Source organism: Vibrio sp. 10N.239.311.G01, from assembly GCF_041465805.1.
Taxonomy (GTDB): Bacteria; Pseudomonadota; Gammaproteobacteria; order Enterobacterales; family Vibrionaceae; genus Vibrio; species Vibrio crassostreae_C.
The window spans coordinates 205,115-217,299 of sequence record NZ_JBFSRM010000002.1 but is presented as its reverse complement, the minus strand read 5'-3'; the positions used below and the strand labels follow the sequence as shown (position 1 = coordinate 217,299).

11 protein-coding genes are annotated in these 12,185 nt (G+C 43.8%); 6 read left to right on the top strand and 5 right to left on the bottom strand.

The genetic code is table 11. From position 1 onward, the window contains the following. Positions 1-247: 247 nt before the first annotated feature. Complete coding sequence (locus AB6D06_RS02360) at positions 248-904, bottom strand: NAD(P)H-dependent oxidoreductase (RefSeq protein WP_017061511.1); 657 nt, start codon at positions 902-904, stop codon at positions 248-250. Positions 905-1,195: 291 nt separating this feature from the next. Further along, positions 1,196-2,062, bottom strand: coding sequence for a hypothetical protein (locus AB6D06_RS02355; RefSeq protein ID WP_017070219.1), 867 nt, complete (start codon positions 2,060-2,062; stop codon positions 1,196-1,198). Between the two features lie 571 nt (positions 2,063-2,633). On the opposite strand from AB6D06_RS02355, the gene AB6D06_RS02350 reads away from it, so the two are divergent. From AB6D06_RS02350 to AB6D06_RS02340, 3 genes are all read left to right on the top strand, one after another. Further along, complete coding sequence (locus AB6D06_RS02350) at positions 2,634-4,526, top strand: PTS mannitol transporter subunit IICBA (protein ID WP_017066361.1); 1,893 nt, start codon at positions 2,634-2,636, stop codon at positions 4,524-4,526. A gap of 183 nt (positions 4,527-4,709) precedes the next feature. Then, positions 4,710-5,858, top strand: a complete 1,149-nt coding sequence (locus tag AB6D06_RS02345) for a mannitol-1-phosphate 5-dehydrogenase (protein ID WP_009846102.1) — start codon at positions 4,710-4,712, stop codon at positions 5,856-5,858. A 50-nt stretch (positions 5,859-5,908) separates the two neighbouring features. Then, complete coding sequence (locus AB6D06_RS02340; protein WP_198592367.1) at positions 5,909-6,445, top strand: MltR family transcriptional regulator; 537 nt, start codon at positions 5,909-5,911, stop codon at positions 6,443-6,445. A 261-nt stretch (positions 6,446-6,706) separates the two neighbouring features. On the opposite strand, the gene nagB is transcribed toward AB6D06_RS02340, so the two are convergent. Then, the gene (gene nagB / locus AB6D06_RS02335) at positions 6,707-7,507 is read right to left on the bottom strand and encodes a glucosamine-6-phosphate deaminase (RefSeq protein WP_017057618.1); all 801 of its coding nucleotides are present in this window, start codon (positions 7,505-7,507) and stop codon (positions 6,707-6,709) included. A gap of 606 nt (positions 7,508-8,113) precedes the next feature. Beyond that, positions 8,114-8,467 carry a DUF413 domain-containing protein gene (locus AB6D06_RS02330; RefSeq protein WP_017061517.1) on the bottom strand — a complete coding sequence of 118 codons (354 nt, stop codon included), beginning with the start codon at positions 8,465-8,467 and terminating at the stop codon, positions 8,114-8,116. A gap of 154 nt (positions 8,468-8,621) precedes the next feature. Between AB6D06_RS02330 and AB6D06_RS02325 the strand changes: the two genes are divergently transcribed. Then, positions 8,622-9,512, top strand: coding sequence for a LysR family transcriptional regulator (locus AB6D06_RS02325; RefSeq protein WP_017061518.1), 891 nt, complete (start codon positions 8,622-8,624; stop codon positions 9,510-9,512). Between the two features lie 183 nt (positions 9,513-9,695). On the opposite strand, the gene AB6D06_RS02320 is transcribed toward AB6D06_RS02325, so the two are convergent. Further along, a complete protein-coding gene (locus tag AB6D06_RS02320; RefSeq protein WP_017061519.1) occupies positions 9,696-9,899 on the bottom strand; it encodes a hypothetical protein in 204 nt (67 codons plus the stop codon). Positions 9,900-10,135: 236 nt separating this feature from the next. Between AB6D06_RS02320 and AB6D06_RS02315 the strand changes: the two genes are divergently transcribed. After that, positions 10,136-11,512, top strand: coding sequence for an AlkA N-terminal domain-containing protein (locus tag AB6D06_RS02315; protein ID WP_372100734.1), 1,377 nt, complete (start codon positions 10,136-10,138; stop codon positions 11,510-11,512). A gap of 64 nt (positions 11,513-11,576) precedes the next feature. After that, positions 11,577-12,059, top strand: a complete 483-nt coding sequence (locus tag AB6D06_RS02310; protein WP_372109897.1) for a methylated-DNA--[protein]-cysteine S-methyltransferase — start codon at positions 11,577-11,579, stop codon at positions 12,057-12,059. Positions 12,060-12,185 lie beyond the last annotated feature (126 nt).

The window sequence follows — 12,185 nt, the reverse complement described above, 5'->3', positions numbered from 1 at the left end:
GGTATTTATACAAGGCAGAGGCATCGATGTGTAGCTAGCCTACATGAGAAGCCGATAACGCAGTAGAAATGACCAGCAAACGCTGCCCGAAGGGTTCGAGCTGGGCGCCCCCGCAAAAAGCGTTTTACTCTTTGTTGAGGGAGGTTTGCTTAGAATGACTAGGCTACTTCTCCCTCACCGCGATTAAAACGCTTTTGACTAGGCGTCCCCATCCGAACAAAATTTAACCACGAAAGGTCAACACGCCCTAAAGTGTTGTAACGACTTCATCAAGAGCTAGGCGCGCTTTTGGTTTGCCGTAGTTGTAGTCTTCGCCGTCTTTGTGGTAGCCGATAGCTAGAGCTACATCAACAACGTGACCTTCTAGTTCGTCAGCAAACTCTTCGCTGATCATAGCTGCATCTACACCTTCCATAGGTGTTGAAGCGATACCTAGACGAGCTAGTGTGTGCAGTGTGTTACCTAGTGCGATGTAAACTTGAGACTTAGTCCAGTTACCGTTGAAACCTGTTTCGTCTGTGTTCATTTCTGCGAATGCGTAAGCACCTAAGAATTGCTCGTACATTTCAGCTGGTAAGTGACCAGAGCTTACTTCTGTATCAGCACGCTTCGCGAATTTCTCTTTAGTGTACTTAGGATCGTGAGCAAACAGGATCGTGTGTGACGCTTCTTTCGCATGTGGTTGGTTAAACTGGAACATGTTTTCGAAAGTATTGTGGAAGCGTTGTTTTGCTGCGTCACTCTCAATGATGATGAATTTCCAAGGCTGAGAGTTGATAGAAGAAGCTGACAAGCGAAGTGCTTCTTTGATTACTTCCATGTCTTCCGCAGAGATGCGCTTTTCTGCATCGTATTTTTTAGCTGTGTAACGAGTGTTTAGATCAGTAATGATTGGATGAGTCATGTTGAATCCTAATATCTATCAATAATAAATGTTGTAGGGTTTTATGTTCAGTTACGTCAACAATAAACGGATAACCAATTTAAACGAATCTCAATAGATTGAACGTCTAAATAGTTATCGAACATGCCCCAATAAATCGAGTATCTGCGGTAGCTCAAGTCGATGGGTGTAAGATAATAGAAGAATGACTCGGGAAAAATAGCGAACATATCAAATCACTATGGTTAATAATGTCCATAATGATTCAATAAGTGTGATCTTAATGGAGGTGGAATCTCTAGATTCAGTAGCTTAGTACGCTTTGATACCATATTGGCGCAATAATGGCGGAAGTACGCTGTCTAGGTTGGGGATATCTTCTGGCGTGATTTCGATTAAACCAAAACCATGCTCTTCATAGATTTTTCTCGTAGCTTCACGTTTATTTTCGGCGATTGGCGCAGAATCAGTTCCCCAGAACTGGATGTATACTTTGCCACTTGGTAGATAAAAATCGCTGATCACTTCTTTTGATATCGGAAGCGGACGCTCGTACGCATGGACCACTCCTGCCATATAAAGCCAGTTATCAATGATCAGCTCTCCCTTTGATCGAACATAATGCCCGTCTAAGCTTCGGTGCTTCGCCTCAAATTTCTGACGAAAACTGGAGAATGACACATCGGTCGAGTGGCTTTCAGCATCATGCCCTAGGAATTCAACAACAGACTGCTTTAAACGTTTATTGCGAACCAATGAGTCGTGCCATACCACGAATAAGTTTTGAGTCGCTTTGTCTTCTCTTTGTTCACCTCCGGCTTTTAAGCCTGTAGAGGTGACATGCCAACCGTCTTCTTCTTTTGTTATCCAACCAAGCTCGTTGAGCAGTAAGTTGATTTTCTTTGCGCTGAGTTGAAAGGCACTGCCAAGCTGGGTGGCGGTGAGTGTTTTTCCTGAGAATGAGTCCAAATCGATAAGCAGTTTCTCTGGCCAGACAATAAAGACACCAAACTTCTTGTGTTCGACATATTCCCCACCAAAGCTTTCTCCCCGTTCTGTGAGAATCCAACGCTCTTGTGAACGCACTATATAGCCCGCTGTTTTTAGATCGCTAAATAAAGCTTTAGCTTCTATGCCTTTTTGTTTAGCGAGTGCGGATGTGGAAATTTTGTCTGACATAGTCTTTTCTCAAATAGCGGAGTGATCAGCTGATGGGTGTTGGATATATATATGATGCGATAGCGTTGGTAAATACCATATCACATCTATCAATGCTAACTGCAGTTCAGTGGTCTATGTTTTTAGTAGAGCGTTAGGTCTCGTTTTGTATGTTTAGCAAAATGTAGCTCAACCTGTAATTAAATTACAGGTATCGCGATTTTGCTCATCTGGGTGCATATTTTATATACGTGACACGATGTTCTTTTATACGGTTTATATAGATCTTAGATGCTATATTTTATTAAATGTGACTTTAATCACTATTTATTTTTAAGTATTACAAAATGAAATGTGATCTAGATCGTGTGCTGATGATATCTATTCTCATTAATTTGGCTTTGTAATTTAAATTCATGGTGTTTTTGTGATCTAAGGTGTGCTTGTTAACCCGAAAGTGTTTTTCGTGTGTGATGGCTATCACGAAAGTTGGGCTAAGGTGCATTTTGGAAATGTTGTGATACATTTTAATCGACTTTTGAGTACACACTTTCGGTCATTTGACCAACCAATACATTACGGGGTTCTACCTATGTTATCACCAGAAGCAAAGATTAAGGTTCAAAACTTTGGTCGTTTCTTATCCAATATGGTAATGCCAAACATCGGCGCATTTATTGCGTGGGGTTTCATTACTGCACTATTCATCCCAACGGGTTGGTGGCCTAACGAAACGTTAGCATCAATGGTTGGTCCTATGATTACATACCTACTGCCACTATTGATTGGTTACACCGGTGGTAAAATGGTTGGTGGTGACCGCGGTGCGGTAGTGGGCGCTATCACAACAATGGGTGTTATCGTTGGTACTGATATCCCAATGTTCATGGGTGCAATGATTGTAGGTCCACTAGGTGGTATCGCAATTAAGAAATTCGATGAAGCTGTTCACGGTAAAGTGAAGAGTGGTTTCGAAATGCTAGTGAACAACTTCTCTGCGGGTATCATCGGCATGATCTGTGCGATCATCGCGTTCATCGTGATTGGTCCTGCGGTTAAGATTCTGTCTGGCGGACTTGCGGCTGGCGTAAACGCAATGGTAGAAGCGGGTGCACTACCTCTAGCATCTATCTTTGTTGAACCTGCGAAAATCCTATTCCTAAATAACGCAATCAACCACGGTATCTTCTCTCCACTAGGTATCCAGCAATCTGAAGAGATGGGTCGCTCTATCTTCTTCCTAATCGAAGCAAACCCAGGTCCTGGTTTTGGTCTTCTACTTGCTTACATGGTGTTTGGTAAAGGTAGCGCGAAGCAATCTGCTGCTGGTGCATCTATCATCCACTTCCTAGGGGGTATCCACGAAATTTACTTCCCTTACGTTCTAATGAACCCACGTCTAATTCTTGCGGTAATCGCAGGTGGTATGGCGGGTGTATTCACTAACGTAATGTTCGATTCTGGCCTTATCTCTCCAGCATCTCCAGGTTCTATCTTCGCAGTCTTACTGATGACGCCAAAAGGCTCTTACATCGGCGTGATTCTATCTGTTATCGCAGCAACGGCAGTATCGTTTGTTGTAGCGTCAATCCTTCTTAAAACATCAGCGCAAGATGATGAGGAAGATTCACTAGAGAAAGCTTCTGCACAAATGAAAGACATGAAAGCGTCTTCTAAAGGTGCAGCAGCAGAAGCAAACGTAAACCTAGCGGATGTAAAAGCAGTTTATGTAGCGTGTGATGCGGGTATGGGTTCAAGTGCAATGGGTGCAGGTCTACTACGTAAGAAAGTAGCAACAGCTGGCCTAGACATTGAAGTAACCAACTACGCAATCAACAACCTACCGGCTGATTCGCAAATCGTTATTACGCATAAAGACCTAACAGACCGTGCTCGTAGCACTGTGCCAGGTGCGATGCATATGTCTCTAAGCAACTTCCTAGACGGCGGCGTATACGACCAACTAGTTGCGGAGCTTGTCGATGCTCAAAGTGGTGAAGCGAAAGTAGAAGCTCCGGCTCCTGCAGCAGCTCCAGCGCAAGAAGGCAACAAGCTTGCACTCACTGACGACAGCATCTTCCTTGGCCTTAAAGCGACTCAAAAAGAAGACGCAATCAAGTTTGCTGGCGAACAATTAGTAAAACTTGGCAACGTATCACCAGAATACGTAGATGGCATGTTTGCTCGTGAAGAGCTTGTGTCTACTTACCTAGGTGAGTCTATCGCAGTACCACACGGCACAATCGAAGCGAAACAGTACGTACAAAAAACCGGCATCGTTTTCTGTCAGTACCCTGAAGGTATTCAGTGGGGCGAAGATGAAGATGATATCGCGAAGATGGTTATCGGTATTGCCGCACAAGGCGATGAGCACAACATGGTGCTGATGGCGATTACCAATTCACTCGATGATGAAGAAGCTGTGGAATGCCTACAGAACACAACAAACCCTGCTGATGTTCTACGTATTCTCAACGGAAACTAAAAAGCTCTAGTCAAGCTCCTGAGTGAAGGAGGCCGGTATCCCCCTACTGGCCTCATTTTCGGTCTTAATCTTTCTAACAAGATTCAGTCTGAATAGCTTACTGCTTAATGCCTAGGGCACATCGTCAAGGCATGTTGTTGAGCAGTTAGCTATCTAGATTCAAATATTTATAAGGTCAAAATTATGAAAGCGTTACATTTTGGTGCAGGTAATATCGGTCGTGGTTTCATTGGTAAGCTTCTTTCTGATGCTGGTATGAAGGTTACGTTTGCTGACGTAAATGAAACGGTTGTAAATGCGTTAATTGAACGCCAAGAATACCCAGTTAAGATTGTTGGCGAAGAGTGTGTTGTCGAAGTTGTTAAGAACGTGACAGCAGTAAACTCAGCGACAAGCGCAGTAGTAGATTGCATTGCTGAGTCTGATCTTGTGACGACTGCAGTGGGCCCTACGGTTCTTAAAATCATCTCTAAGTCTATCGCTCAAGGCATTGAAAAGCGTGCAGCAGCAAACAACACTGCACCAATGAACATCATCGCGGCAGAGAACATGGTTCGCGGTACTAGCCAATTAAAAGCAGCCGTGTTAGAGCACCTTTCTGATGAAATGAAAGCGTTCACTGAAGAGCACATTGGCTTTGTTGATTCTGCGGTTGACCGTATTGTTCCACCGGCAGAAGCGGGCGAAACAGATCCTCTAGCGGTAACGGTTGAAACGTTCAGCGAGTGGATCGTAGATCAAACACAATTCAAAGGTGAGATTCCAAACATCCCAGGAATGGAATGCACTGATAACCTAATGGCTTTCGTTGAGCGTAAACTGTTCACGCTAAACACAGGTCACTTGGTAACGGCATACCTTGGTGTGCTTGCAGGTCATGAGACTATTAAAGACTCTATCGAAGATGACGTAATCCGCGCTGAAGTAACAGCGACGATGGAAGAGAGTGGTGCGGTTCTGATTAAGCGTTACGGCTTTGATCCAGAAGCACACGCTGCCTACATCCAAAAGATTCTAGGTCGTTTTGCTAACCCGTTCCTACGTGATGAAGTAGACCGAGTTGGTCGTCAGCCAATTCGTAAACTGAGCCCGCAAGACCGCCTAGTTAAGCCTCTAAACGGTACATTAGAGTACGGCCTACCGAATGCTCACCTAGTAAAAGCAATCGCTGCTGCGTTCCATTACAAGAACGAAGACGACCCACAAGCGGTTGAACTTCAAGCAATGTTCGCAGAAAAAGGCTTTGCTGAGACATTAGCGCATTATTCTGAGCTGAATAGTGACTCAGAAGTTGTTAAACTAGCGGAAGAAGCTTATCTAGCATTGAAATGATAAACCATCAAAGTGCCACACCAGTGGCACTTTCTTATTGTCGAGCCGTTATGCCAATACAAACAAGCCATGAAACTGAATTACTCGAAGCCCTTTCGGAAGCTGAGAGTGCTAGCGCTTGCCTAATGGCTGCTTATGATGCATTGGACGACACGGTAGATGCCGTATTAAAAAACATCTTTAAGAAAGACGACACTGCAATTAAGTTCGTTGTCGAGCCACTTCTCAACAGTGGTGGGCCGTTAGGCGAGATCATGATTCGTGCTAAGTTGCTACTCGGGCTTGGCGTGATCAGTAAAGAACTCTACGACGATCTCGAGGTTTTCGTTACCTTGAAAGAGTGGGCGAAAATACAGGGTGAAGACACCAGCTTCACAGAAGTTGATGTGATATTTGAGCTCAACAAGGTGCACGCGATTCAGCGTATTATGCCTATCGAATATGACGCGGAGATGGTGGAAACCATGTCTGGCCCAATGCTTGAAATGTTCTTGGGGCGACATAATCAAAAGGTGAAGTCGACGATCGTATTAGCTATCACTGACATTATCACTACCCTATGCCGAGATAACGCGCTGAGCTCTTAGCTCTAGTTTGCAGCTCTGCTTATCTTGTTTCACATCCTACATAACTTGTAGCTGTTCGTTCGTTTCAATACAAAGATTAAAATGATGGCGGTTTCTCTCGTTGGAGAAATCGCTTTGTTGTTTTTGTGCTTCTAAAAAATATCCGAAATATCTTCCCATTAAATACAAAAGCAGCAGGCACAAAAAAAGCCACATTCAGTGGCTTTTTCTATTCAAGACGCTCTCTTTATAAAAACGCCCTGCTATTCAAGACTATAGGAATTATAGGTCTTGGATGTTCTCAGCTTCTAGCTCTTGGAAGTAGCGTAGAGTCTTAACTTTTAGCTCTTGTTGAGCTGGCTCATCAGCAACGATGATAGCTTTACGGTGCATTTGTAGAGCTGTAACAGTCCACATGTGGTTTACAGAACCTTCGATAGCCATTTGAAGCGCTTGAGCTTTGTTGTGGCCTAGAGAAAGGATCATCACTTCTTCAGCATCTAGAAGAGTAGCAACACCGATAGTTAGTGCGTATTTAGGAACTTGGTTGATGTCGCCATCGAAGAAACGAGAGTTCGCGATACGAGTGTCTTCAGTCAACGTTTTGATACGAGTGCGTGAAGATAGAGAAGAACCTGGTTCGTTGAATGCGATGTGACCGTCGATGCCTACGCCGCCCATGAACAGGTTGATTTTGCCGTATGAACGGATTTTCTCTTCGTATGCTGCACAGTGAGCATCGATATCTTCAGCTTTGCCGTCTAGCAGGTTGATGTTTTCTGCTTGGATATCAACGTGGTTGAAGAAGTTCTCGTGCATGAATGTGCGGTAAGACTCTGGGTGGTTAGGGTCGATGCCAACGTACTCATCCATGTTGAATGTTACAACGTGCTTGAAGCTAACTTCGCCAGCTTTGTAAAGTTCAATTAGCTCAGCGTAAGTAGTTAGAGGTGTGCTACCAGTAGGAAGACCTAGTACAAATGGACGCTCAGCCGTTGGAGCGAACTTGTTGATTGAATCTGCGATATGACGAGCAGCCCATTTACCTACTTTAGCTTTGTTGCTTAATGGAATAAGTCTCATTGATTTTGCCCCTAGAAATAAAATTTTATAGTGTTCTGAAACATTAATTCGCATTATAAAATAAGTTATCCAGTTCCGCTATTGTTTTAGGTCAAGTTTTTGCTTTTTTCGTCGTAACTGTGACTGGAACTCTCAAAATTGCACAATTATTGTATGGATATTTGGTGGCGTTAAACAAGATTAATACGTTTGTCATATACAGCAATGTTGATCTAATTCAGCACCTGAAAGGGTTGGTGTGTTTCTATGCCTTGATACGATTATTGTAATAATGGCATCGCTCGAACCATTGACGAATTTTGGTGCATTAACGTGTTTCGAGTATAAACAAGCGTTGAGCGTATAGTTGAAACTAGAAAAATAATGATGGCAATGGAGCGCTATCGTGATAAAAGACAGGGGCAGGATGAAGAACGATGAATCTCAGTGGGATGAATACCCATAAGATTGAACGAGAGCTGTGTTTTAGTCACGCTATCGCTATGAATTGTATATAAATATTGGTAAAAATGGATAGGTTGGCTAAACTTACCAATTACAAAGAAGATGTGTGTTTGAAGGCAAAAAAAAGCCCAAAGTGATGAGGTATCACTTTGAGCGATTTTACTAATCTTCTAACACTAACTCACTTTCGTATTCTTCCCTAGATACGTCGCCGCGTTTGCAGCCGTTTAGGGTGTGAAAGCGACGGCGTCCACGAGCCAGTTGAATGTACTTCAACCAAACACGCTCTAACTTGGACTTTGCCTTATGAGGGTGAGACAACACTTTAATGAAGTGTTTTTCTTCTGCATTGATTGGTGCTAGTTCACCAGTTTCAAGTGCAAGCATAGTGTCACCAAACAAGGTTAGGATTTCCTCTTCTGAAAGAGTAAAATCACCCGACTTAGCGAACCCTCTCGGGAATTTAATGGTGTCATAAAAACGTTTTTTTCCGTGTCGGAATTCGGTCTCAGACATATCAGCCTCAGTAATGTGGTTAGATAGAAATTAGTGTTTATTGCTCACGCGAAAATATTGTTAAAAGGCTAAAATAGGAAACAAAATGTTTTTGCCTTTACGATAAACAATCCTAGATCGGCTAGTTAGCAGATTTATTACAGAGATGTATTTGATGGATGTGAAAGTATTTAGAACCTTTCTTGAGGTTGCAAGGGTGCGCCATTTTGGGCGTGCAGCTGAAAACTTGTATTTAACACAAGCGGCGGTGAGTGCGCGGATCAAACAGCTTGAAGGCTATTTTGATACTCAGCTCTTCATTCGTGACCGCAATAACATCAAACTCACATCTTCCGGTGAACGTTTGATTGGTTATGCCGAAGTGATGGTGTCCACCCTACAACAAGCCAAATTTGAGCTGTCGTTAGAGAGTGGTAAAGCCTTGCAGTTAACGCTGGGCGGCACGCCGAATATTTGGGATGCGTATCTGCAAAACTGTTTAAGTGTGGTAACCGACTCTTTTGGTGGTTACGGCTTTATGGCAGAGGTGATGGGGCGCGAGCAACTGAACCGTAATTTGTTAGAACGAACCTTAGATATGGCTTTCGCGTTCGATCAGATCAAAGCAGAAGAGCTGAACTGTAAAAAAGTCGCTGACTTGGTTTTGGTGTTGGTATCAACGCAGCAAGATGATCTGGAATCTGTATTTCAACATAAGTATGTTTATGTGGATTGGGGAACGCGCTTTGGTTCTGAACACGCAGAACGTCACCCTAAAGTGCCAGCACCGTACCTACGTACCTCTACAGCCCGTATCGCCCTCGATTTCATTTTAGAGAAAGGCGGCAGTGCGTATCTTCCGGTGTCTCTAGTCGAACCTTTTATCGATTCGGGTCAGCTGCACAAGGTGAAAGGGGTTGAAGACTGGTATCTCCCAATTTATCTGAGCTACCGTAAAAGCAGTACCTCGGTTGATGCGATCATGCAGGTTGAGAAGTTGGTTAATGAGATTGACCCATCGACGGCTTACACATTGCAGCAAGCCGCTGAACAAGCACCTGAGTAACGGCATTCGCGGTAAGCAGTGGCTTTGCTGATTAGATTCAATAAAAAATGGCTCCCAACTAATTGTATAGTTGGGAGCCATTTTTGTTTTAAACCAGAAATGTACTTCTTTTCGGAACTAGAGATCGTTTCTAATTCCATAAATATCGTTTAAGCCTGGTATGTGTAGCCTTTATTAAAAGCCCTATAGGTTCATTAGATTCTCAATAGACTCTTCAAGAGAGTGTGACATGTACGAATGGATTTGATTGCCATCCGTTGCGTCAATCTCGATCATAGAAATCCCGTTGTCCGCTTTGTCTTCAAGAAAGCTTAGAGACTGCTCGACTGATTGACTGGTGAGAACCTGTTGATTTGATAAAACAATACGACATGTGTGTAGAACCATAGCCTTTTCCTTTTTATATTCGATAGGTCTCTGCATCTTGGCGTGCTAAGTACCGATCGTTGACGTTGTGAGAAGAATGTCCTCTCTAGGTTAAATTTAGTCGAATTGAATAAAATTAAAACCCTTTTTTGTGATTTATCTGACCTTCGCTTCCGAAAGTGGCTAGCGACAATGGTGGTTCACGGTAAACTTTTAGGTATCGGATCAAACGCTATGGTAAGTGGTAAGAGTACGGCATGTCGAAAAAGATCAATCACAACAGCAGCTTAACCAGTGAGCAGTGCCATTTGGCTCGATATGCACGAGATGCTCGCTTTGATGGGATGTTTTTTACAGCGGTGAAAACGACAGGAATTTTTTGTCGCCCGATTTGCCCAGCCACACCACCCAAAGAAGAAAATGTCGAATATTTTTCCCATCAAGCTCAAGCATTGAAGGCTGGGTATCGCCCATGCTTACGTTGCCGGCCAGACAGCGCACCTTTTTCTCCAGCTTGGAAAGGTGTTGAAACGACTTTCTTGCGTGCTTTACAGTTGATTGATCATGGTGCGCTGAACTCAGGGTCAATCGTCGACCTTGCAACGCGGTTAGGTATTTCAGACCGTTATTTACGAACCTTATTCGACAATTACATCGGCGTGTCGCCGAAGCAATATAGCCTTTATAGCCAATTGATGTTTGCCAAACAGTTGCTGCACACCAGTAGCATGAGCATTACCGATGTTGGCTTTGCGAGTGGTTTTAATAGCACGCGTCGTTTCAATGATGCCTTTCTAAAAGAGCTTCAGCTCTCGCCAAGCCAAATCCGACGAACAAAGCTAAGTGAAAACCTGAGCAATCATATTCAGCTAGTCTTTCACGGCCCATTAGACTGGAACCATTTGCTGGGTTTCTATCGACGAAGAATGATTGAAGGTGTAGAGGACGTTGGCGAAGATTATTACAAACGCACAGTGAATGTTAATGGGTCAAAGGGTTGGTTCAAGGCCACCTTGGCCAAAGAGAACCGCTTAGATATTGAATTTGAGTTGGAAGATATAAGCCAGTTAAGAAGCTTGATTGCTAACATTCGACGCATGTTCGACCTTGATGTTGATATTGCTAAGGTTGAGGCCTTCTTTACAACCATTGACCCCAACTTAGTGGCTAAGAGTGGCATCCGCATTCCTGGCGTGTGGAGTGCTTGGGAAGCCGGAGTAAGAGCGATTCTCGGGCAGCAAGTTTCGGTAACCGCGGCGATTGGGCAGCTTAACTTGTTGGTCAAAGAACTTTCTGATGCACATGAGAAGGTCTATTTCCCAACACCTAAAAAGATAGCGGAGGCTGATGTCAGCTTCTTAAGAATGCCGGGAAGCCGCAAAGAGACCTTAAAGCGCTTTGCCGAATACATGGTCGACAATGAAGCCGAACATCCTTCTAAGTGGATTGAGCTAAAGGGCATTGGGCCTTGGACGATTCAATACGCGCTACTTCGCGGGTTAAGTGAACCTAATCATCTGTTGGTTGGCGATCTGGTGGTGAAGAAGTTCATTGAGCATCGCCCAGCCATCAATACAGAGAGTGTTTCGCCTTGGGGAAGTTACGCCACGTTCCATTGTTGGAATCAGTCTTAATAGAAAGAGCACCTACAAACATCTGCAACCCACAAACACATGCAGTAGCAGGCTAGGAGATATTATGGCTAACCGATTTACTTATTATGAGAGCCCATTGGGAACCGTGACTTTACAGGCGAACGATGAAGGGCTGCTCGGCCTTTGGTTTGAAACATACACCACTAAGCCAGAACAGTTAGGCGTTCAAGATGCTAGCTTTCCGATCTTTGAATTGGTCGCCGACCAGCTCAACCGTTATTTTGCTGGTGAAGTTATCCAGTTTTCTGTGCCGATCGCAGCTAAGGGCACTCCGTTTCAGCAATCGGTTTGGCAGGCTCTTACTACCATTCCTTATGGAGAAACATGGAGCTATGCACAATTGGCCGACGCGATTGGTAACCCCAAAGCGGTGCGAGCCGTGGGTTTAGCGAATGGAAAAAATCCGGTGTCAGTGATTGTGCCGTGTCACCGTGTGATTGGTAAAAATGGCAAGCTGACCGGGTATGCGGGTGGTGTAGAACGTAAACAGCGCTTATTGGTTATTGAGGGAAGAGAAGAAGATTAAAGAGTCTTTTTCGGAATGTTTGTTGAAAATTGCGTATCAATTATTGGTGAACGTTAAGGGTTCTTAAAGTGTGACTTTGCAATAAAACTGCCGCTTTCTGGAAAATACTTGTTTGGTTGCATATCC

Coding starts and splice junctions, on each gene's coding strand:
- AB6D06_RS02315 (WP_372100734.1), top strand. CDS start 10,136: ATGTCGAAAAAGATCAATCACAACAGCAGCTTAACCAGTGAGCAGTGC.
- AB6D06_RS02360 (WP_017061511.1), bottom strand. CDS start 904: ATGACTCATCCAATCATTACTGATCTAAACACTCGTTACACAGCTAAA.
- AB6D06_RS02330 (WP_017061517.1), bottom strand. CDS start 8,467: ATGTCTGAGACCGAATTCCGACACGGAAAAAAACGTTTTTATGACACC.
- AB6D06_RS02340 (WP_198592367.1), top strand. CDS start 5,909: ATGCCAATACAAACAAGCCATGAAACTGAATTACTCGAAGCCCTTTCG.
- nagB (WP_017057618.1), bottom strand. CDS start 7,507: ATGAGACTTATTCCATTAAGCAACAAAGCTAAAGTAGGTAAATGGGCT.
- AB6D06_RS02350 (WP_017066361.1), top strand. CDS start 2,634: ATGTTATCACCAGAAGCAAAGATTAAGGTTCAAAACTTTGGTCGTTTC.
- AB6D06_RS02345 (WP_009846102.1), top strand. CDS start 4,710: ATGAAAGCGTTACATTTTGGTGCAGGTAATATCGGTCGTGGTTTCATT.
- AB6D06_RS02355 (WP_017070219.1), bottom strand. CDS start 2,062: ATGTCAGACAAAATTTCCACATCCGCACTCGCTAAACAAAAAGGCATA.
- AB6D06_RS02325 (WP_017061518.1), top strand. CDS start 8,622: ATGGATGTGAAAGTATTTAGAACCTTTCTTGAGGTTGCAAGGGTGCGC.
- AB6D06_RS02310 (WP_372109897.1), top strand. CDS start 11,577: ATGGCTAACCGATTTACTTATTATGAGAGCCCATTGGGAACCGTGACT.
- AB6D06_RS02320 (WP_017061519.1), bottom strand. CDS start 9,899: ATGGTTCTACACACATGTCGTATTGTTTTATCAAATCAACAGGTTCTC.